Origin of the sequence: Paraburkholderia sp. MM5384-R2 (assembly GCF_014201025.1) — a bacterium.
GTDB classification, from domain to species: domain Bacteria; phylum Pseudomonadota; class Gammaproteobacteria; order Burkholderiales; family Burkholderiaceae; genus Paraburkholderia; species Paraburkholderia tuberum.
In genome coordinates, this window is the sequence record NZ_JACHDI010000021.1 from 40,608 (window position 1) to 61,500 (window position 20,893).

Genomic DNA, 20,893 nt, shown 5'->3' on the forward strand with positions numbered 1-20,893 from the left:
GATTAAACCCCCTTCCTTGCGGTTTCGTTCGCAGCGTGCGCCGCTTCGCGCTGACTCTCGACCAACGCGGCAAGCGTGTTGATCGAGCGAAAGTGCTCGCGCGTGCGTTCGTCGTTCGCCGCGATGGTCAATTGGTATTGTTTGCGCAGCACGATGCCGATTTCGAGCGCGTCGATCGAATCGAGACCGATGCCGTCGGAACCGAACAACGGGGCGTCGTCGTCGATATCGGCGGGGCTCAGGTCTTCGAGATCGAGGGCTTCGATCAGAAGCGTTTTAATTTCCAGTTTTAAAGAATCCATAGTCGAACAGGTGCTGGGTAATGTGGGCTTCCACGGCATTCGTCACGCTGCGCGCCGCAATTGCCGCGGTGGTGTCGTGCGCGGCCAGCTCGGCGACGCCAAGCGGCGCGAGCACGTTCACGCGCATCCGGAAAGCGCGCGCCGGCACGTCGTACCAGCGCATCTGCCGCGTGAACGCGGGCGGATCGCAATCCATCAATACCGGCACGATCGGCGCGCCGGCCTTCAGCGCCATGTGCGCGAATCCGCGCGAGAACGCGTGCAGCCGGTTCGGCGCCGGGCTGCGCGTGCCTTCCGGAAAAATGATCATCGTATAGCCGGCCGCGAGCTGCTTCGCGCCGGCCTCGACGAGCGCGATCGCGTCCGCGTTGCTCACGTATTCGGCCGCGCGCACGATGCCCCAGAAACACGGGTTGTGCCAGTGCGCGTGCTTCACGACGCAGCACGCGCGCGGCGTCAACGACAGCAGAACCATCACGTCGAGGTAAGTCGGGTGATTCGCGACGACGATCGCCGGCCCGCCCGCGCGCAACGCCTCGGCGCCGGACACTTCGAGTTCCATCACCCCGAGACCGCGCAGCACCGCGACGAGCGCGCGGAAAAACCGGTGAATCACGACGGTGACCGCGCGCTGCCGCGACGCGCGATGCGGCCACAGCCACGCGAGCGGAAACACGAGTACCGAAAACAGCACGCCGCACACGCCGAACGCGACGAAAGCGAGGCCAGTCGCGCAAAAACGCCACGCGTAATCAAGCCGCGCGCTCATCCCACCTCCAGTGCCACAGCGCGCCGGCGCGCTGCCAGCGCGCGGGCTGGCCGGTTTCGAGGCAGTGCAGCAGCGCCTGGCTCTGGGTCGGAAAGCTCGGGGCGTCGCTCAACGCGGATCGCGGCTCGGGGCGTCGCTCGGCCACCTCCTCGTCAGCGCGGGTCAAAGAGCAAACAACGTGCCCAGCCGTCGCATCTTTGTCGAGCAACACCGCGATCGCACCGCCGTGCACTTCGTCTTCGATCGTGCCGTACGCGAGATCGGCCGGTTCGTCGGCATACACGAGCAGCACCGGCGCATCCGGTTGCGTCGCGTATTGCGCGTACGCTTCGAGCAGCGCATAGCCGAGCGTCTGCGCTCCAGCCGATACCGCGCTCGCGGCCGAGCGGTCGCCGCGCGCAATCCCGAACACGCCGGTCATCGCGTTCAACACCGACAGGCTGAAGGCCGTCGGCGATACCGGCTCGCCGGCGCTGATGCTGCGCAGGATGTCGGTGGTACGCCGCAACTCCCCGTGCCGCGAAGCGAACACCACGCGCGCGGGTTCCTGCGCGACGCAGTCGTGCGCGACCTTGAGCGCCAGCTTGGACAGCGTGCTGAGACGCCGCCGCACGATCGGCTCGATGAAGCCGATATCGGGTGCGGCAGACGAGGTAGCCGGCCAGCTAGACCAGCGACCGACCGGAATGGTCCAGTGCAGATCGGGCATATTGGTGTTCGCGCGTGGAAACGGGGAAGGGGCTCAAGCGCCTGACGGAATACACAGCCGTCACGGCGAGCGCCGCCGCGCGGATCGGGAAGTTCCAACCCGGGACCGACCAGTCTGCCTGTCAGGGAATGCAGCACCGGCGATCGGGCCGATTTGTCAGGCGCCCCTGACAATCGGTGTAGTGGATAGCGGCTCAGGCTCCTTTTGTGGCCGAATAGTACCGGGTATTTTGAATCAGATCGACGAGGAAAGACGTATCCATCTGTATCCGCGCCTGTCACGCAACACATTGTTAGGCGATTTGACAATACCGGCTGCGACGACGCACCGGAAGGCGATCTCGTGCGTCGGCGCTGGCGCGACAATGCCGCCGGAACCGACGAAAAACCTTTCATTCGTCTTTCTTCGAATGCACCGCAGAGCGAAGACACCGACGCCGCGTCGTCGGTGCAAACAACATTCGTGGCAACGATGCGCCCGCGCCTGCTATACTCCGGCCCTCATTGGGGAGTAGCCGCCCCGCGGCACGTCCGCACCGCTTCGCCGGTGCGTCGCACGTGTGGTTCGCGGGGGCGACTGTCAACAGACTTGGCCTGCACGGCCGTGGCAGTCGCAGCCTCTGGCCTGGCGAGACCGATGATCCACACGCGCCGCAACAGGGCCCGGCGTGTCGTGGGTCGTCGCTCGTTCATCTTCGGCCCGAGGAATCCATTCAACGTGAATCAAGCTTTTCTGATTTCGACCGGAGCGGTCGCGCTCGCCGAGATCGGCGACAAGACGCAACTGCTCTCGCTCGTGCTGGCCGCGCGCTATCGCAAGCCCGTGCCGATCATTTTCGGCGTGCTCGCGGCGACGCTGATCAATCACGCGGGCGCCGGCGCGCTCGGCGCGTGGCTCGGCTCGATGCTGACGCCGACCATCATGCGCTGGGCGCTGGCGGCGTCGTTTATCGGCATGGGGCTGTGGATTCTCGTGCCCGACAAGCTCGACGAAGAGGAAGCCAACACGAACCGCACGCACTTCGGGGTGTTCGGCGCGACGGTCGTCACGTTCTTCCTCGCGGAAATGGGCGACAAGACGCAGATTGCGACGGTCGCCCTCGCCGCGCGCTTTCACGATTTCTTCGGCGTGGTGGCCGGCACGACGCTCGGCATGATGATCGCGAACGTGCCGGCGATCCTGCTCGGCGACCGCTTCGCGCATCGTCTGCCGACCAGGCTCGTGCACGGCATCGCCGCGGTGATGTTCGTCGTGCTGGGCGCGATGGCGTTGTTCGGGGTCGGGGTCTGAGCTACTGCGCGGCCTTCGGCGCCGACGCCGCGCCCGCGGGGGGCGTGGCCGCCGGCAGCGACACTTCGTTGGCGTCCGCGCCGCCACCGCCGCCGAGCGGAATCTTCACGGTGTGCACCGCGCCGTTGGCCAGCGGGAAATCAGCCAGCGCGCTACGCGCCAGATATGGCATTGCCCGCACCAGCGACGACTCCTCGCCGACATTGCGCGCCGTGACGTTATAGACCTCCCGGCCGCTCGCGCGCTCGGTGATCCGGATGCCGAGAAGATGCGTGAACACCGGGTAGCTCTGGTTCACGTACGTCGCCGGGAAAGGCCCCCACGGTCCCCACGTATCGAACGGCCGGCCCCAGTAAGGACCGGGCCACGGGTTGTAGTAGACCGGCTGCGCGACGGTTACGATGTCCGAGCGGATGCCATAGGCGAGCTCGACCAGATAGCGCGCGTCGTCGTGCGAGACTTCGCGGAACGCGTGCAAGGCGAGCTCGTTCGCGACGATCCGCTCGTACGCGCTCAGCTCGAGATTGTTCTTCTGATCCTCGTGCCGCGTGAACGCATAGGTGCGCGTCGCGTCGCTTCCGCTCCAGTCCGAGAACGCCGTGACCTGCGTGGTCACGTAGGTCGTGCAACCGGACAGCAGCGCCGTCAGCGCGACGAACAGCAGCGCGACGCGGCGGGTCCATCGATCGATGTTCATGGTCTGCCTCGTGATGCCTCTGATTGCATCTATTCTGCTTCAGTTAAAACTCTGCTTCAGTCGAGATTATTCCGTCGCGCAATCCGCTGCCCGGCGGACGATGCCGGCGCTCCGCCACGCGCGGCGCCCGATAATACGCTGACCTCGCCAGCCGGTAAAAGGTTCTTCCCCTGTCCGTCGAAAGCGGCAGCGCTACCCGGCGCCGAGACTCGGCCCCCTTCCCTTCCGCACGATTGCCCGAGGCTTTGTACAATGAGTCGACCAAGCCCGGCTCGCGCGCCGTTTGCGCGCCCGACCGCTCGAGTACACCACCACAGAACGCCATGGCCGATACCGCAACGCCCAATCTGATCCGCCGCGCCGATTACGCGCCGCCCGCCTTCCTGATCGACACCGTCGCGCTGGAGTTCGATCTGGTCCCCGAACGCACGGTCGTCAGGAACACGATGCGTGTTCGCCGCAACCCGGATGCGTCGCGCGCCGCGCATCTCGAACTGATGGGCGAGCAACTGGAGTTCGTCAGCGCCGCGATCGACGGCAAGCGATTCCCGAACGCGCACCCCCACGAGCACGGCCTGCTGCTCGACGAGGTGCCGGACAGCTTCGAGCTGACCCTCACCAGCATCTGCAATCCCGCGGAAAACACCACGCTGTCGGGGCTGTATGTGTCGAGCGGCAACTTCTTCACGCAGTGCGAGGCCGAAGGCTTTCGCCGCATCACCTATTTCCTTGACCGCCCCGACGTGATGGCGAGCTTCACGGTCACGCTGCGCGCGAGCAAGGCCGACTATCCGGTGCTGCTGTCGAACGGCAATCTTCTCGAACAAGGCGAATTGCCCGACGGCCGCCATTTCGCGCGCTGGGAAGACCCGTTCAGGAAGCCGAGCTATCTGTTCGCGCTCGTCGCGGGCAAGCTCGTCGCGCTCGAAGAACGCGTGAAGACCGGCTCAGGCAAGGAAAAGCTGCTGCAGGTCTGGGTCGAGCCGCACGATCTTGACAAGACCCGTCACGCGATGGATTCGCTGATCCACTCGATTCGCTGGGACGAACAGCGCTTCGGGCTCGAGCTCGATCTGGACCGCTTCATGATCGTCGCGGTCAGCGACTTCAACATGGGCGCGATGGAGAACAAGGGGCTCAACATCTTCAACACGAAGTACGTGCTCGCGAACCCCGAAACGGCCACCGACACCGACTTCTCGAACATCGAGGCGGTGGTCGGCCACGAGTACTTCCACAACTGGACCGGCAATCGCGTGACCTGCCGCGACTGGTTCCAGTTGAGCCTGAAGGAAGGCCTGACGGTGTTTCGCGATCAGGAGTTCTCGGCCGACATGGCGGGCGGCGCCACCGACGAAGCCGCTCGCGCGACCAAGCGCATCGAGGACGTGCGGGTGCTGCGCCAGATGCAGTTCGCCGAGGACGCGGGCCCGATGGCGCATCCGGTGCGCCCGGAAAGCTACGTCGAGATCAACAACTTCTACACGATGACCGTCTACGAGAAAGGCTCGGAAGTCGTGCGGATGTATCAGACGCTGTTCGGCCGCGACGGCTTTCGCCACGGCATGGACCTGTACTTCAAGCGTCACGACGGCCAGGCCGTGACCTGCGACGACTTCCGTCACGCGCTCGCCGACGCGAACGGCCGCGACCTCGCGCAGTTCGAGCGCTGGTATAGCCAGGCCGGCACGCCGCGCGTGTCGGTGCGCACGCGCTACGACGCCGCGCAGCAGCGCTACAGCGTGACACTGCGCCAGGGCTACGGCGATGCCGTGCCGGCCGCGCGCGAAACGCAGAAGGGGCCGCTGCTGATTCCGTTCGCGATCGGTCTGATCGGCAAGGACGGCCGCGATCTGCCGCTGCAGCTCGACGGCGAGCCGAAGGCGTCGGAGTCGACCACGCGCGTGCTCGAATTCACGCAGACCGAGCAGACCTTCACGTTCGTCAACGTTGGGCAGGAACCGCTGCCGTCGCTGCTGCGCAATTTCTCGGCGCCGGTGATCGTCGAATACGACTACACGGGCGAACAGCTCGCGTTCCTGCTCGCGCACGACAGCGATCCGTTCAACCGCTGGGAAGCCGGCCAGCGGCTTGCCACGCGCGAGTTGCTCGCGCTGGCCGCGCGCGCGGCCACGGGCGCGGCGCTGCAGTTCGACGACTCGGTGGTCGCCGCGTTCGCGCGCGTTTTGACCGACGAGACGCTGTCGCCGGCGTTCCGCGAGCTCGCACTGATGCTGCCGTCCGAAGCGTATCTCGCCGAGCAGATGGCCGAATCGAATCCGGCCGCGGTGCACGCGGCACGGCAGTTCGTGCGCAAGCGCCTCGCGAATGCGCTGCGTGACGACTGGCTGAAGGTCTACGAGCAGCATCGCACGCCGGGCGCCTATGAAACGACGCCCGAGGCCGCCGGTCATCGCGCGCTGAAGAATCTGGCGCTGTCGTATCTGACCGAACTCGACGACTCCGCGGACGCCGTGCGTCTCGCGGCCGCGCAATATGAAACCGCGAACAACATGACCGACCGCGCCGCCGCGCTGTCGGCACTGCTCAACGCGGCCGCACCGCAAGGCGGCAGCCCCGAGGCGCAGCACGCGCTCGACGACTTCTATCGACGCTTCGAGAAGGAGCCGCTCGTCATCGACAAATGGTTCGCGTTGCAGGCCACCCAGCGCGGCGGCGCACGACATCCGGTGATCGATACGGTGCGCAAGCTGATGACGCATCCGGCCTTCAACCTGAAGAACCCGAACCGGGCGCGTTCGCTGATTTTCAGCTTCTGCGCGGCCAACCCCGCGCAGTTCCACGCGGCAGATGGCTCCGGCTACGCATTCTGGGCCGACCAGGTGATCGCGCTCGACGCGCTCAATCCGCAGGTGGCCGCGCGCCTCGCGCGCTCGCTCGAACTGTGGCGACGCTTCACGCCGGCGCTGCGCGACAGCATGCGCGCGGCGCTCGAGAAAGTGGCCGCACAGGTCAAGTCGCGCGACGTGCGCGAGATCGTCGAGAAGGCGTTGGCGTGATGCCTCTCTGAGTTCCCGAGTCACATCGGAAAGCCGGCACGCGTTGCCGGCTTTTTTTTCGCGTTGTTTTCAGCAGCGTTCACGCGCTCGTGTCGCGCCGTTAGCCGTTTGGCCGACTGTTCATCGGACCTCGCCGGGCAGAAAGTATACGTACAGGTTTGATGGTTTACATTTAACGCCGTACGTTATACGATTCGATGATCACGACATTCGCAGACAAGGCCACCGCAAGAATTTTCCAGGGCAGGTTCGTGCATTCGTTGCCACGCTCGATCCAGGCGCTAGCGCATCGCAAGTTGCTGATGATCGACGCCGCGAGCTCCGTCTCGAATTTGCACGCGCCGCCCGGAAACCGGCTCGAAGCCTTGCAAGGCCAGCGCAGCGGGCAATGGAGCATCCGCATCAATGGGCAGTGGCGCATCTGTTTTCACTTCGTCGGCGAGGACGCGCTGAATGTCGAGATCATCGACTATCACTGACTACTGGGAGACCGACATGGTCATCAAACGCTCCGCGCTCAACAGCATCGATTTCTCCGACATCGATACGGGCGCGGCGATTGCCGAGATCCATCCGGGCGAAATTCTGCGCAGCGAGTTCCTCGAGCCGCTCGGCATGTCCGTCAACGCGCTCGCGCTCGCGCTGCGGGTGCCGGCGCCGCGCATCAACGACGTCGTGCGCGGCCGCCGCGCAATCTCCGCCGATACCGCGCTGCGGCTCGAGCGCTACTTCGGCGCCAGCGCGCAGTTCTGGCTCAATCTGCAAATCGCCTACGACCTGCGCGTCGCCACCGCCGCCGCCGGCGAGCAGATCGAACGGGAAATCGAACCGATGCCGCGCGCCGAGCGCCCGAAACTGCCCCGCGTGCCGGCCGGACACGCCCGGGCCGCGGCCCTCGCGGCCAGCGTCAGCGGCACCGTCTCGGCCAAGGCGCGCCGCAAGACCTGAAGCCGGCCGTGCGACCAAAAGCACGGAGCCGACACAAACGAGCGGTTAAAATCCCATCATTCTTCTAGCCTTCCGGAGTACAGCAATGTCTTTGCAACGTCGTACCACTCTCACGAAGTACCTGATCGAGCAGCAGCGCGAAACCAACAACCTGCCCGCCGACCTGCGCCTGCTGATCGAAGTCGTCGCGCGCGCGTGCAAGGCGATCAGCTACCACGTCAGCAAGGGCGCGCTTGGCGATGCGCTCGGCTCGGCGGGCAGCGAAAACGTCCAGGGCGAAGTGCAGAAGAAGCTCGACATCCTCTCGAACGAAATTCTGCTCGAGGCGAACGAATGGGGCGGCAATCTCGCGGGCATGGCCTCCGAGGAAATGGAACAATTCTTCCCGATTCCGGCCAACTATCCGAAGGGCGAATATCTGCTCGTGTTCGATCCGCTCGACGGCTCGTCGAACATCGACGTGAACGTGTCGATCGGTACGATCTTCTCGGTGCTGCGCTGCCCGGACGGCCATCAGGCCACCGAGCAATCGTTCCTGCAGCCGGGCACGCAGCAGGTCGCCGCGGGCTATGCGGTGTACGGCCCGCAAACGGTGCTCGTGCTGACCACCGGTAACGGCGTGAACTGCTTCACGCTCGATCGCGAGCTCGGCTCGTGGGTGCTCACGCAAAGCGACATGCGCATTCCCGTCGAAACGCGCGAGTACGCGATCAACGCGTCGAACGAACGCCACTGGTATCCGCCGGTTCAGCAATACATCGGCGAGCTGAAGGCGGGTAAGGACGGCTCGCGGCAGGCCGACTTCAACATGCGCTGGATCGCGTCGATGGTCTCCGACGTGCATCGCATCCTGAATCGCGGCGGCATCTTCATGTACCCGGCCGACAAGCGCACGCCGGACAAGCCGGGCAAGCTGCGTCTGATGTACGAAGCGAATCCGATGGCGTTCATCGTCGAGCAGGCGGGCGGCGCCGCAACCAACGGCGAGAAGCGCATTCTCGACGTCCAGCCGAAGAGCCTGCACGAGCGCGTCGCGGTGTTCCTCGGCTCGAAGAACGAGGTCGATCGCGTGACCCGCTATCACCTCGAAGCGAAGAAGTGATCTCGAAAGAAAAAAATGCCTCAAGGGGCTTGTCAAGGCACTAAAGTAGTCCCTATAATTTCGTTTCTCCGATGCCGGAATAGCTCAGACGGTAGAGCAGCGCATTCGTAATGCGAAGGTCGGGGGTTCGATTCCTCTTTCCGGCACCAACAAGTTTCAAGCAAAAGCCCAGTCCTCGCGACTGGGCTTTTTGTTTTCTGGAGTCTGTGTAGGCGCTGTGTAGGCATTTCACGTCCCACAAGACGGAACTTACAATAGAGCAGCCCTTTGTCGAGATTGTGAATCGGGATTTGTACCTCGAGTCCAGAGCGTCACCGCGCCTCGTAGCAACGGAATGCGATATGACTGTTTTTCGCTACGGTGAACGGTTCTTGGCATGGGAGCTTTTCAATTGCTTGAAATGGCTATGACGCGGAGACTACACCGCTGCGAAGCGGTATCCGGTCAAGCCAGGAAAAGCGATCGAGGCGTCAGAGGAAGCGATAGATCGCCTCGCTAATGCGTTCCAGAACGCATTGTTGACAATCCAGCCCGCCGTGTCGAACGGTCGAAAGGGCCGGGCCCGGACGGTCGACCTGCGTTGCTGCGGTTGCGCCGCAGCATCGCCGCCAACTCCCGTAGCCGACCCACTGCTGCCGGTCGCCATCGCGCGACCCTTGTGGCCCGTTTGAAGTATAGCGGCCATTCGCGGGATGAATTTGCGCGGCAACAGCAGCAGACAGGGGCGGTCAGCCGCCATCGCCAACAAGGATTCGTTTGCGTTTCACGAGATCGGGGTGCCGTCAAGATTCGGACGTTTACGTACGTAACGGCGAAACGGTCAGATTTGATCCTGAGACTTTTCAGCGCCCGGCGATGAAGTACAGCTCAACCGGACAGATCGACGTTTGGCAGGCATCAATCGCGTCTGCCCTCTCAGTTTGTTTTTGGTGTTGTCGTGGCAGTTGAGGCGCACCACAAAGTGCCGCGAGCCCTTTACTTCAATGACCAACCCGATATACGCGGCCGCTATGCACGCCCTCCACGCTGCGTCGATAGGCCATTGCCACACGTGTCGCCGGCACGCTTTCGTAGCCGGGAAAGAACGGACCAAACCGGTCCATAGATTCCGTCAGCAATGTCGGGCTAACGGCATTGATACGGATGCCCCGTGGAAAATCGCACGCAGCGGCACGCACGAACCCTTCAATCCCAGCATTCGACGCTGCGGCATTGGAACCCTGCGCAATCGGATCATCGACAGCGATGCCAGAGGTCAGCGTGATCGACCCGCCGGCGTTCAGGTAATGCTGACCAACGAGCGCGACGCGCACCTGACTTAGCAGCTTGTCCTGCAAGCCTTTGTTGAAGTCGGCTGCTGTCATCTTTTCGATTGGAGCCAGAATTACATTACCTGCGGCAGCAATGATGGCGTCGATCTGTCCGATCTTCTTGAACAACGCGCCCACGTTGTCATCACTGGTGATGTCAACCTGATAGTCACCTTGGGTGCGACCGACGCGAATAATTTCGTGTTTGCCAGAGCCTGACTGATGCTGGTCGCGTTTTTTGCGAAGACGCCAAGCGTGCGCTTGAACAGGTGCGTATGGCCGAGACGTCGATCGAACGGTTGCGCGCATCGCCATCCGGCACGTTGCGCGTGAGTGCCCCAACCACCTTTGGTGCGTGTGTCGTCGCTCCTTTGGCGGCGACTTTCCAGCAGATGTATCCGCTTGTGCGCGTCGAATTGGAATTGAACAATCGCAACGTCGACCTTATTGACGAGGGTTTCGATCTGGCGATCCGCATTGGTGAATTGGGCGATGCCGACCTGATTGCAAAACCGTTGACCATGTATCGCATGGTCATCTGTGCGTCGCCGGGCTATCTCGCTCAACACGGGCGTCCAGAGACGCCGCTGGACTTGAGCGCGCATCACTGCCTGTCTCACACGGTGTGGCATAGCCGTAACGGCTGGAAGCTCGGAGGCTGGGACAGTCCGCACTTTTCGACGGAGCCAGTGTTCACATGCAATGATGGAAACGGCCTACGCAACGCCGCCATCGCAGGTGCAGGATTGCTGCTGCAGCCGGAGGTCTTGGTGGCCAACGATCTGGCAAGCGGGACGTTGGTGCAGGTGCTGCAAGCCTACTTGCCCAAGCCACACCCTATCCATATCGTCTATCGCCGCGACCGGCGACCGCTGCCGAAGCTCACACGCTTTGTTGCGCATTTGCTCGAGCATGTGGCAGAGCGAGAAACGTCCTAGCGTTCTTTTTCCAGCGTATTGCGCGCACGAAAAATAGTGCTCCGCTTCGGCTGACAGAGGCCCAAGGCTAGAACGTAGACATCCGCTTTCAGAGACGCAACTTGCGCTCGCCTCAGCACCATAAGGTATGAGGCGGCCTCGGCGAGCGAATGACCGCTTGCCGAGTGGAACTGTCATGTGAATCTCTGAACGACGCCGGGTGATCCAAAGTAGCCTGCTGGCCAGCAGGCTGCCCTCGTCTTTTCAGCATCCGGCGCAGGCGCGCGCGCGATCATCTGCGCGCGCGATACTGGCGTAACGAAAGCAGTGTCACCACCACCATGGAAGCAACGCACCGCCATCTTTCCGATCGGTGCGATCACTGCGGCGCCCCGCATCGCCGCCGTCGCGGTCCTCATCACGTTCTTCGCAGCGGCGCCCGGCTTTCGGCAGGCCACTTACCTTGCGAATGTACCCCGAGCTCCCCTCAGCTTCAGCAAAGAACAGATCGCCCTCGGGTCCAAACGCGAGCCCCCTGGGACCACCACCTATGCTAGCTTGAGTGGCAAGGCCGCCGTCGCCGCCGTAAGAGTCCTGCCCGTTGCCGGCAATCGTCGTGATGATGCCGGTTTGCCTATCCACCTGGCGTACGCGGAAGTTGAAGGTATCGCTGATCGTCAGGTTGCCCGCACAGTCGAATGCGATGTGCGTCGGGAAGTTCAAAAACGCGTCGGTCGCCAGAATGCCATCTCCGTTGTAGCACGCCGGGCTCCCAACCTGCTGGCAGGAGCCCCCCGCGCCGGCTACCTTGGCGACAACTCCAGTTCTTGCGTCAAATCGGACGACATTTGGCGGAGCGGGATCGACCACGTATAGGCCGCCGTGCGGGTCGAAGGCCATGGTCACGATGTAGGTGTTACCCAGGTCGACGACGGTCGAGATAATTCCTGTTTGATGGTCCACGCGCCGGATGCGGCCGACCGCCGAATCGGCAATGTACAGATCGCCTTCCCGATTCACGGCGACATCGTTTGCATACATGGTTGCTTGCGTGGCCGGCCCACCGTCGCCGCGATTGGGCACGTCGGGAGCACCCGGGCCAGCAACCGTGGTAATGACGCCGGTGTCCCGATCGACCTTTCGCACTACATGGGCGAACGGTTCGGCAATGAATACGTTCCCTGCCCTGTCAAGCGCAACCCCTGTCGGATAGTCGAGCATGGCCTGCGTCGCAGGGCCGCCGTCGCCGCTATAGCCTTCTTGCCCGGTGCCGGCAATGATAGTCACCGTTCCGTTTTTGTGATCGATGCGTCGAACAACGCGATATGTAGGTTCGGCTGTATATATGTTTCCCCATCGGTCCGCCGTGATGGCTTCGGCCTGGATTCCGGGCGCGCCCACGCCGCCGAGACCGGGGCCGGCGAAGGTGCTGATGATCTGCGCTGCGGCGGGGTGCGCTATTGCGATCAGCAGTAGTGCGTAAAGGCCGCGCAACATGACCGCGATGCTCGGACAGGTCTGCGTTCCGTGTGACATACATCCTCCTCTTCGGTGTCACCGAATTGTCACGACTATTCAGAAAAAGTCGTTGTCGCGGAACGCAGGATGTTGCGACCAGGAAAGCAAGCCCGAAAGCCGCCAAACCGCCCAACACTTCATCTTAGTAGTGCGTTTCGAAAAGCAAATAAATGTTTAGGCTCCTCCCTTCAGGACGGACACAATTTGCCGTGCTGTTGGGAAACGGAAATAGCTGGGCTTGGGCAAGCTTGGCTAGACTCGAACGCACGGAAAACGCTGGACTTCGCCGCCGAGTTACGTTCTTATGGCCAGCTGGTTTGAGCATTGAAGTTTCGGTGGCCAAAGTGCTGAACCATCAGACTTCATACTCTTGCCATCGCGCCGCCTGATGGCCGCGACGGGCTGCACTCGACCCACTTCCGACGTCAGGTCCGACGTTGCGCCAGTGGCCGTTTCCACGTGGACAAGCGGCGGTCAAACTCTTGTTCGACCATCGGCAGTCGGTACGTTCTACTCCTGTAGACTGCCGCAATGACCCAAGAAATCGATTACCTCAATCCCAGCCTTCCTTCTGGCCTTCGGCGCGTGTCAATGCCCGTGGTCGATGCGACCCCCACAACGCTTGATGGATTCGGCAGGCTTGTAGCAGACCCGAGCGAGTGTTCGATCGAGATTGTGCAGTGGCCGGCAGTGGGTGCAAGGCCCGTTGACCCTGGAACCGGTGATGAGGCAGGCACGACCGAAGGCACATTTGTGAGCGAATGGCGCGGGGACATTCTGTACGGTCGAAACGAGGCTGTGGGCGGCAACTACATCCTTGCGTACGCAGTGGAGCCTGAAGCAGCCAGTGACGAGAACACCAATGTACCGGAGCGCATGTTGCTTTGGCACGCGAACTACCACCCAGACGGTGGACAACTGTTCTTTCCTCTCGACCATCGCCCGTTCTACGTTCCCTTGGCGCTGCCCGGGGACGACATAGCGCCAGAGAAGTTCGTGTGCTTTCGCTTTGATGGACAGCAGGGCCTCTACATCCATCCAAACATCTGGCATGAAGGCGTGTTCACTCTCGAAGGAATCCAGCGGTTCTTTGACAAGCAGGGCGCCGTCCACGCGCGCGTCTCTGTCGACTTTGCCCGCGAGTTTCGGTGTCTCCTCGAGGCACCGATTGCCCGCGACGCCCAACCCCTTCGAGGCGGCGGCCTACATCTGTAGCGCGAAGGGAACACCCGCTCCCGACCCGATATAGCGGTTGGCCATCGCACAACGGGCGCCAGCGTCCCCATCTAAAGGTCCAGCGGACATACGTCCTCGGTTCGCCAGTATCGCATCCCGTTATGAGAGTGATGAGGCGCGCGCCACGCGCACGAAGTATCCCTGGAATTAACGGACGTCACCGACAGGCGAACAACGTTAGTCATCGTTCGTCAGGAGAACTGCGAAACGACTTGTCGATTCGAACGTGGAAAACGCAATGACCAGGCCGACGGTGATCGGCACTGCGAGGAAGGCGCCCGCGATGCCCCAGATCGACGACCACACCGCCAGTCTGATCAGGATCACCGCGGGGCTCAGGTTCAGTGAGCCGCCCATCAGCCACGGGTCGAGGAGATGGCCGACCACGAAGTTCGCGAGCGTGAGCGAGATGAACAGCACGATCGCCGCGTTCCACTGGCCGAACTGCAGCGCGGCGAGCAGCGTCGGCACCGCGACCGAGATCCACGAGCCCGCATACGGGATGAAGTTCAGCAGGCCGGCCAGCACCGCCCAAAGCTCCGCGAATTCGAGTCCGACGAGCCGCATGCAGGCCCAGCTCGCGATGCCAAGGATCGCGCCCAGCAGGGTCTTCATCGCGAGATAGACGCCGATCTTCGAGTTGATCTCGTCGATTACCGACACGATCCGCGTCGAGTCGCCCGCGAAGTTCACGAGCTTGCGGCGGTATTTCGCGTGCTCGATGAGAAAGAACGTCGCATATAGCAGCACGACGATGATCGCCGCGAGCAGCGACGACACCGACGACAGCGTGGCGGTTATGATCGCCTGCACGTTGACGCTCGCTAACAGGTCGCGGCGGATCGCAGCCCAGTTGGCCTCCGTTTCGATGTGCAGCAGCGCGGCGAACTTCGTAAACAGTACGAGCAGCGTCGCCTCGTACTTCGGCGCGACGGCCATCAGCCGGTCCCTGTCGGAGAGCAGCAGGTCGACCGACAGGTAGACCGTGAAGAGCATCAGCGTCGCAGCGATCGCGTGGCGCAGGCCGTCCCGCAGGCGTGCACCGAGGTAGGGAATGCGGCGCAGCAGGTTGGCGAGACCGAAGACCACGTACGTCGCGATGATGCCGAACGCAATCGGCACCAGCACGGGGCGGCCGACATACAGTCCCCACCCGAGCAGTGTGGCGAGCACGGCCGCACATGTGCATTTCAGCAGACGCGGGTTCATGCGTTTCCTCGCGAGCAGCGCTGCCTGGCGGGTTGTGGGCCACCGCGTCAGTCGCAGCGGGACTTTTCGTCGGGTAGCGCCGGGTCGGTGGTGCGGCGCTTGCGCCGTCCTCGCCAAAGCAGGCTGACGACGAACGCGACGACGCCCGCGCCGATCACGATCGCCATCGCAGCCGGCAGGTGCGAGCGGACCCACGGCACGTTGCCGAAAAAATACCCGGGACCCGCAAGTGAGCATATCCAGATCACCGCGCCACCGGTCGCGAAGCGCACGAAGCGGCGAAACGGCATCTTCGTCGCGCCGGCGAGCGCGGGCGCGACCGCCCGGACAATTACGATGAACGGAGAGTACAGCAGCAGCGCGGCGCCGTGACGTACGTAGAGCGCGCGCGTTCGCGCAGTCACCTTGTCGATCCAGCCGCTGCGCTTCGGGTTCCATACAGACGCGACGGCACGTGCCAGCGCATAGTTGAACACTTTTCCTGCAACCGCGGCCGCGACCAGCAACGGCGCGAGCCACACAGGCTGCAGCACGCCGACGGCAGCGAGCGCGCCGGACAGGAACAGGAGCATGTCCGCGGGCAGAATGACGAGCGGCAGTACGCCGACACTGCAGAAGACGATCGCCCCGAGGATTGCGTAGGCCAACGGCCCATGCTGGACCAGCAGCGCTTCGAGGTCCTGGTCCAGTTGCAAGACGAATTGCACGAACGTGGCCATGTGTGCCGGCTACGTGTCCGTTGGTGGAGGGGGAAGTATAGCGGCAAGCGCGCAGCAGTCCCGCACGGTGTGGCTGGCGGGCGCAATCGCGTTGCGCATCTTGACGTCGCGAGCAGCCGGCCACGGCTGTATGGTCGCATCTTTCGCGCGTTTCTCAACGCCGGGCCCTGCCGGCGACGGAAACCGTCGGGGCAATGCTTTCGTGCCGGTCGCCCCGCCGTTCGCGTGCAGCCGCATCGCGAGATTTTGGTAGTACGCCAACTTTACCGAGTAGGGGTGAAAGCCGCGCAGACAGGGCCGCGCCGAAATCAGCAGTTTGACAGCTTCCTGCGGGGCATTACAGAGGGCAGAGACACATCAAGGAATCGGAAGCGCCGCGCAGAAATGAGTCTGTGATCGACCGTTAACTGATCGAAGCCGACATCTCAATGTCCTAATTACGACCTTTGCGAAAGGCCGCTCCTGGCCGAGTCCGGTCCGATGATGAAGCGACAAAGCCGCTCGCCGCCGCCCGGACTGTGACTGTCGCAAGCTGGCGTTTGCCGGGCGGGACTTGCATGCTGGAAAATGCCGCCTTTGCACGGCGCACGCCAGAAGCGTTCGTACGAAGCTGACGCGAAGCTTGGTGAAGAGCGGACGTCCCGGCGGCTACGCGGCGCCCGCCCCGCGCCCCGCGTGTGCCAACGCCAGCGCCAGCCTTGCCCCCACCCCGGCATTGTTTTTCACGAGCGCGATATTTGTCGCCAGGCTGCGTCCACCCGTCAGCGCCTTGATGCGAGCCAGCAGGAAGGGTGTCACGGCCTTACCGGTGATGCCTTGCGCCGTGGCCTCGGCGGGCGCCTGCTGGGTCAGCGCGTCGATCTCTTCGAACGCTATCGCTGCCGCTTCCGGCACCGGAGTGCTCAACACCACACCGCCCACGAGTCCCAGATCCCACTTGGCGCGGATGAAGCGTGCCTGCTCCGCTGCGTGGTCCACGCCTGAAGAACGCGCGAAAGCTGCTGTCGCGCGTGTAGAACGCAGCGAAATTGTCTTGCTCGAAACTCAGCACCGGCACAGACCACCGCCACCGAGGTCTTCGCCAGCTCCTGCAGGTCGGCCGAGATGTCAAAGGATTGCTGCGCGCCCCGGTGCACCCCGCCAATGCCTCCGGTGACGAAGACCTCGATGCCAGCCACTGTCGTGGCGCCGAGCCCGTCGCCGGCCAGCACGGCCGGCAGGCCGCGGCGGCTAACCTTGTGTACCTGGTCAGAGCGGCCGAGCAGTTCCAGCTCGTCGTCCGTAAGACCGATGTGGATTCATTCGCCCACCGATCAGTGCGATAGTCGCGGGTTCAGCTCCCCCCAGGTCACGGATCAAGGCCTCCACTTCGCGCGCAGTGCGAACGTTCTCTGGGTAGGGCATACCGGGGGCGATGATGGTCGATTCCAGCGCCACGAGCGGGCGGCCGGCGTGCAGCACAAGGCTGGTCCACGGCTCGTAGTGCAAGCGCGCGTGGCCGTGCTCCCGCAGCGAACGACCGCGCCCGGCGAATCAGATCTACCCTGACAACACGCACGGACATCAGCGGTGGTGAATGCACGCTAAACTGGGTGCGCTACGCAAAACATCGATGGATCGGGCTCAAGCGATGAAGTTCACCGGGATGATGCTGCGCCTCACCGTCGCGTGCCTGATCGTGTTCGCAGGAGTCGCCATCATGCAGGAGCGTTTTATCTGCTTCCCTGCGCCTTCGCATTGAAATATGAAAGCACGCTCCGTCCCGTCGAGCTGGAAACGCTTCTAGTGGTCGCGCTGGATGACTGAGAACGAACTGATCTTCCGCCGCACGTTGCTGGACGAATCCGGCGTGACGGCCACGACCCGCTTCCGCGGTGTGTCCGAACCGAAAACCGGGGAGGGTTCGCTATTCGTGACGCGCATCGCCGGAATGGAAGCGCGAGACAACACGAGCTACGGAGCACGTACGCTCGATGAGGCGCTGGAGCAGCATGAGCGCATCGTGCAGAAAATCCTCCGGATGCTGACCGCACGGTGATCGCCACAGCGCGACGATTCTCCGCGAGACGCAAATGCCACAGAAGACGCAAGGGCGTGTAGATTAGGATCTTGTTGCGACCCGCCACTGTGTCTTCGAATCGGTCGCCATCCGAACCAGTCCTGAAGTTGCACAGGAGCCGGCATGAACACGAAGCACAGCAAGAAAGGTCATCTCGAAGCCGCGGCGTCACACCACGAGCAGGCCGCGCGACATCACCGCGAGGCGTCGCGGCATTTCGATGACGGTCAAGACTTTGCCCACGCCGCACATCAGGCGATGATGGCCCATGGCCACACGTTGCATGCGATCGATCAGGCACACGACGCTGGCGCGCACAGCGCCAATACGCCATCAATAACGCCTCCATCGACCGGCTCAGGCGCAAGTGCCGCGGACGTGGCAAAACATCATGCGGCGGCCGTGGAGCTTCACACGCAGGCGGCGCAGCATATGCGCCACGCCGTCAAGCTCTTCGATCAGGATCGTAGCGCGGCCTCCCACGACGCACAGCTAGCGCTCTCCCTTGCACTGCGCGCTTTGTCCCATGGCAACGAAGCAGCCAGACTATTTGTCAAGCTCGCTGCCAGTGGTGCATCGTGAGTTAAGGCCGGTTGAATTCAAGCCAGTCACATCTTATTTGGTGGAGTATTGGGAGTGGTGCGGTATCCGCTTATACCGATTCTTGAGCGCACCGAAAGCTGAATCGCTTTCTGCACGGCATGCACGCCGTACCGCACCAGGTTGTCGCGCGGATCTACGGTCGTGGGCCTGCCGCAAAGATCCGCGCATTGATAGGTATGGCGCAATCCAGCGCGCCACTCGCGACTAGGCCTTTCGCTCCAGCAGGTCTGTTGCGAAAGACTTCGCATGCGCTAAGGCCTCTTGCACGTCGAGGAATACACCGAGCTGATCCCAGTGCTCTTCGACCGCGTACGTTCCTTTCATACCGAGTGCCCTCTGAACGCGCAATTGCGCTGCGTACCTGCCGTCCTCCAATGGTCGGGCAGTCGCTATTACCTTGTGCGGAAGGTCGGATCTTTCTGGCTGAACCAACTCGACAGGACCGCCAGGTACGCCGATATCTTTCAACTCGTTCCTGACTTTGCAGTCCGGGCAGTAGAAGCACCACCCCTCGTCCTCGTGATTCGATCTGACCTGCCCGCGAGCCAGCACGGCGCGACATTCAACGTTTTCGCAGATGAACGGCATGGCAGTTTCCGGAGTTGTTTGAAACAAATCCTAGCATGTCCGCCGAGGGCCAACCATCGGCATTGTTGCCGTGCCTGAGGCGAAGGAAAACCCTCAAGCGCGACCCGGCGAGGTCGGGTTGCGCGGCCGCAGCGTCACCATAATCAGGTATAGAACGCCGCCGATTGCCACAGTAGGCGATCCAGGTCGAGCCAACGGCCATTAGCGCCCAGAACGGGACCCGCTCGCCGTCGACGCCGGCCTCCTGGGTTTTGTCGAGCACCCGCTCATCGGAATGCGGTGGCTGAACGAGAAGCCGTCGGACCGGCGCAGTCCTGGAATTTGCGCACCGTCTCAATGCCCTTCTGGATGATGAGCACGTGCAGCGCCCAAATGACTACGTGGCAGATCACCTCCAGACCGGAGTGGCCGAGCAAGCGTTGAAAGACCGTATGCCGGGCGCTCGATCGCCTGAACTGTCCGCGCCGCCAGCGGCCGTCGTGAGCGTATCGTCAATGCGCTCATGCAGCGTGCCGAGCATTTCCAGGCCCAGCTGCCGCGCGATCGGCTGCACGACTCCATAGGTGGCGAGCTCCGGTCCAATGATGGGCCATATGCCTGGTGGCAGGTGGTCGGGCGGTGAATGAATGCCGATCTCCGATCTCCTCTTCCGGAAGCGTTCCCGCCCCGTTGCCGTTGCCGCCGTTGCCGCCGTTCCTGCCGTTCCCTTTCCCGCCGTTGCCGTTGCCGCCGTTCCCGTTCCCGTTGCCGTTCTCCGGCGCCACTTCGAACGATGACCGAAGGAACCAGTCCTGTGGATTACTACCGTTCAGACCGCCGCGAAACAGAAAATAGTAAAACGCGCCACTGCGCACTTCGCCCGCGAGCGCGAACGCGAACGCACTCGCAGTCGTTGCGGCGCCGCCGATCGCATTCACCACCGCGATTCCGTCGCCGGTGGTCCTTGCCCCAGGCCCTCCAGCATAGGTGATGTGCGCAGCAGGGTATCTCCGCTCGCGGTTCCGCCGTTGATGATGAGCCGGTCCGATGGCGAACCGTCGGCACCAAGAAATGTGTTGAGGCTGATAGTGCCGTTGACCCCAGTGTAGGACGCCGTCGTCAGCGTTTTAATAGATTTCAGGCGCCTCATCGCGCCCCGTCCTGCGCTTCGCTGTCCGACGCATCAATGCACGCATATGCGACCCACGTACGAGATTTGCCGAAACCGCCGCATTGGCATCGCGGAGCGCAGTGGCCAGTTCGTGCGCAAATACGCGTTGAAACACCGCCAGCGCTCCTTCATTTCCTCTACCACCCGTTGCGAATAGCCAGCGAGCGAGTCACGACAACCAATTGCGGTATCGCGCTCGAACAACTCATCCGCTATCCGCTGCGCCGCCGTTTGCCAGTTATCCCGATTCGCCGGTTCACGAGCCTCGGTGGGTAGTTTCGCATCGCACACTGGGAGCGCCATTTCGTCGGGCAAGTCATCCCAGATGTCCCGCGCCACGCCCGCAACACGATCCGTAGCACACCGAATGTGGTCGGCCCGACATCGCCGTCGTTATAGAGGAAGCAGTACACGCACAACGTCAGCAAGCACAACAGCACGATCACACCGAAAGTCACGCGCGACAGCCGGCTCAGCACTCTCGCGCACAGCGAAAACAGAAACAGAACGGCAAACCATTCGGCGCTGATCGACCACGACACGAAGTTCCAGCTCGCTTCGCGACGAAACATCGGCCGACGAACACCAGAAACGTCACCAGATACAGCGGATACACGCGCGCAAACCGCTTGACGATAAACAATCGATAGTCGACCCAGCCGAACGCGGTCGCTCGCGAAGGAAGATACGTATAGGCAAGGATGAAGCCGCGCAGCATGAAAAAGATGTCAACACCCCAGACCCAGT

General features: G+C 62.8%; 19 protein-coding genes, 1 tRNA gene, 4 pseudogenes and 1 riboswitch. Of the genes and pseudogenes, 11 read left to right on the plus strand and 13 right to left on the minus strand.

What is annotated here, in order from left to right; genetic code table 11:
• Window positions 1-2 precede the first annotated feature (2 nt).
• From HDG37_RS27835 to HDG37_RS27845, 3 genes are read right to left on the minus strand one after another with little or no spacing between them, the layout of a single operon-like run.
• Window positions 3-302 carry a phosphopantetheine-binding protein gene (locus HDG37_RS27835; protein WP_184053064.1) on the minus strand — a complete coding sequence of 100 codons (300 nt, stop codon included), beginning with the start codon at window positions 300-302 and terminating at the stop codon, window positions 3-5.
• The gene (locus HDG37_RS27840) at window positions 277-1,071 is read right to left on the minus strand and encodes a 1-acyl-sn-glycerol-3-phosphate acyltransferase (RefSeq protein ID WP_184053066.1); all 795 of its coding nucleotides are present in this window, start codon (window positions 1,069-1,071) and stop codon (window positions 277-279) included. Before HDG37_RS27840 ends, HDG37_RS27835 begins: the two co-directional genes overlap by 26 nt.
• Entirely contained in the window at window positions 1,055-1,780 is a 726-nt protein-coding gene (locus tag HDG37_RS27845) for a beta-ketoacyl synthase chain length factor (RefSeq protein WP_184053069.1), read from the minus strand. Before HDG37_RS27845 ends, HDG37_RS27840 begins: the two co-directional genes overlap by 17 nt.
• Before the next feature lie 493 nt (window positions 1,781-2,273).
• Window positions 2,274-2,486: riboswitch (yybP-ykoY riboswitch) on the plus strand.
• Window positions 2,487-2,497: 11 nt separating this feature from the next.
• Here HDG37_RS27845 and HDG37_RS27850 point away from each other — a divergent pair.
• Entirely contained in the window at window positions 2,498-3,070 is a 573-nt protein-coding gene (locus HDG37_RS27850) for a TMEM165/GDT1 family protein (protein WP_184053072.1), read from the plus strand.
• Between the two features lies 1 nt (window position 3,071).
• Here HDG37_RS27850 and HDG37_RS27855 read toward each other — a convergent pair whose 3' ends face one another.
• On the minus strand, window positions 3,072-3,767 hold the full coding sequence (locus HDG37_RS27855; protein ID WP_184053075.1) for a DUF4136 domain-containing protein: 696 nt from the start codon (window positions 3,765-3,767) through the stop codon (window positions 3,072-3,074).
• 323 nt (window positions 3,768-4,090) lie between these two features.
• Here HDG37_RS27855 and pepN point away from each other — a divergent pair, with 323 nt between their 5' ends.
• From pepN to HDG37_RS27880, 5 genes are all read left to right on the plus strand, one after another.
• Window positions 4,091-6,787: an aminopeptidase N gene (gene pepN / locus HDG37_RS27860; RefSeq protein WP_184053078.1), complete on the plus strand. Its 2,697-nt coding sequence runs from the start codon at window positions 4,091-4,093 to the stop codon at window positions 6,785-6,787.
• 197 nt (window positions 6,788-6,984) lie between these two features.
• A complete protein-coding gene (locus HDG37_RS27865; protein WP_184053081.1) occupies window positions 6,985-7,266 on the plus strand; it encodes a type II toxin-antitoxin system RelE/ParE family toxin in 282 nt (93 codons plus the stop codon).
• A 16-nt stretch (window positions 7,267-7,282) separates the two neighbouring features.
• On the plus strand, window positions 7,283-7,735 hold the full coding sequence (locus HDG37_RS27870; RefSeq protein WP_090801406.1) for a HigA family addiction module antitoxin: 453 nt from the start codon (window positions 7,283-7,285) through the stop codon (window positions 7,733-7,735).
• An 85-nt stretch (window positions 7,736-7,820) separates the two neighbouring features.
• Window positions 7,821-8,837, plus strand: coding sequence for a class 1 fructose-bisphosphatase (locus HDG37_RS27875; protein WP_184053084.1), 1,017 nt, complete (start codon window positions 7,821-7,823; stop codon window positions 8,835-8,837).
• 73 nt (window positions 8,838-8,910) lie between these two features.
• Window positions 8,911-8,986, plus strand: a tRNA-Thr gene (locus tag HDG37_RS27880).
• Between the two features lie 831 nt (window positions 8,987-9,817).
• Here the strand turns inward: HDG37_RS27880 and HDG37_RS27885 are convergent.
• Window positions 9,818-10,357, minus strand: a pseudogene (locus HDG37_RS27885) (short chain dehydrogenase); the annotation flags it as partial.
• Between the two features lie 65 nt (window positions 10,358-10,422).
• On the opposite strand from HDG37_RS27885, the gene HDG37_RS27890 reads away from it, so the two are divergent.
• Window positions 10,423-11,085, plus strand: coding sequence for a LysR substrate-binding domain-containing protein (locus HDG37_RS27890; protein ID WP_311541608.1), 663 nt, complete (start codon window positions 10,423-10,425; stop codon window positions 11,083-11,085).
• A 309-nt stretch (window positions 11,086-11,394) separates the two neighbouring features.
• On the opposite strand, the gene HDG37_RS27895 is transcribed toward HDG37_RS27890, so the two are convergent.
• Complete coding sequence (locus HDG37_RS27895; protein ID WP_184053090.1) at window positions 11,395-12,600, minus strand: hypothetical protein; 1,206 nt, start codon at window positions 12,598-12,600, stop codon at window positions 11,395-11,397.
• Window positions 12,601-13,113: 513 nt separating this feature from the next.
• Between HDG37_RS27895 and HDG37_RS27900 the strand changes: the two genes are divergently transcribed.
• Complete coding sequence (locus HDG37_RS27900) at window positions 13,114-13,797, plus strand: ureidoglycolate lyase (protein ID WP_184053093.1); 684 nt, start codon at window positions 13,114-13,116, stop codon at window positions 13,795-13,797.
• A gap of 198 nt (window positions 13,798-13,995) precedes the next feature.
• On the opposite strand, the gene HDG37_RS27905 is transcribed toward HDG37_RS27900, so the two are convergent.
• From HDG37_RS27905 to HDG37_RS40435, 3 genes and pseudogenes are all read right to left on the minus strand, one after another.
• Window positions 13,996-15,027, minus strand: coding sequence for an AI-2E family transporter (locus tag HDG37_RS27905; protein ID WP_184053096.1), 1,032 nt, complete (start codon window positions 15,025-15,027; stop codon window positions 13,996-13,998).
• 47 nt (window positions 15,028-15,074) lie between these two features.
• Entirely contained in the window at window positions 15,075-15,746 is a 672-nt protein-coding gene (locus HDG37_RS27910; protein ID WP_184053099.1) for a DedA family protein, read from the minus strand.
• 648 nt (window positions 15,747-16,394) lie between these two features.
• Window positions 16,395-17,258 (minus strand): annotated as a pseudogene (locus tag HDG37_RS40435) (pseudouridine-5'-phosphate glycosidase).
• A 64-nt stretch (window positions 17,259-17,322) separates the two neighbouring features.
• Here HDG37_RS40435 and HDG37_RS27920 point away from each other — a divergent pair.
• The 3 genes and pseudogenes from HDG37_RS27920 (at window position 17,323) to HDG37_RS27930 (ending at window position 18,387) form a co-directional block, all read left to right on the plus strand.
• Window positions 17,323-17,487, plus strand: coding sequence for a hypothetical protein (locus HDG37_RS27920; RefSeq protein WP_184053102.1), 165 nt, complete (start codon window positions 17,323-17,325; stop codon window positions 17,485-17,487).
• Window positions 17,488-17,532: 45 nt separating this feature from the next.
• Window positions 17,533-17,784 (plus strand): annotated as a pseudogene (locus HDG37_RS27925) (hypothetical protein); the annotation flags it as partial.
• 144 nt (window positions 17,785-17,928) lie between these two features.
• Complete coding sequence (locus tag HDG37_RS27930) at window positions 17,929-18,387, plus strand: hypothetical protein (protein ID WP_184053105.1); 459 nt, start codon at window positions 17,929-17,931, stop codon at window positions 18,385-18,387.
• A 225-nt stretch (window positions 18,388-18,612) separates the two neighbouring features.
• Here the strand turns inward: HDG37_RS27930 and HDG37_RS27935 are convergent, their stop codons facing one another.
• The 4 genes and pseudogenes from HDG37_RS27935 to HDG37_RS39570 all read right to left on the minus strand — a co-directional run bounded on the left by HDG37_RS27935 (window position 18,613) and on the right by HDG37_RS39570 (window position 20,125).
• Window positions 18,613-18,996 (minus strand): hypothetical protein, encoded by a 384-nt coding sequence (locus HDG37_RS27935; RefSeq protein WP_184053107.1) that lies wholly within the window; start codon window positions 18,994-18,996, stop codon window positions 18,613-18,615.
• A 172-nt stretch (window positions 18,997-19,168) separates the two neighbouring features.
• Window positions 19,169-19,409 (minus strand): annotated as a pseudogene (locus tag HDG37_RS39565) (nitrate reductase); the annotation flags it as partial.
• 87 nt (window positions 19,410-19,496) lie between these two features.
• Window positions 19,497-19,913 carry a hypothetical protein gene (locus HDG37_RS27940; protein WP_311541609.1) on the minus strand — a complete coding sequence of 139 codons (417 nt, stop codon included), beginning with the start codon at window positions 19,911-19,913 and terminating at the stop codon, window positions 19,497-19,499.
• Window positions 19,910-20,125, minus strand: coding sequence for an autotransporter outer membrane beta-barrel domain-containing protein (locus HDG37_RS39570; protein ID WP_260335080.1), 216 nt, complete (start codon window positions 20,123-20,125; stop codon window positions 19,910-19,912). Before HDG37_RS39570 ends, HDG37_RS27940 begins: the two co-directional genes overlap by 4 nt.
• Between the last annotated feature and the right edge of the window lie 768 nt (window positions 20,126-20,893).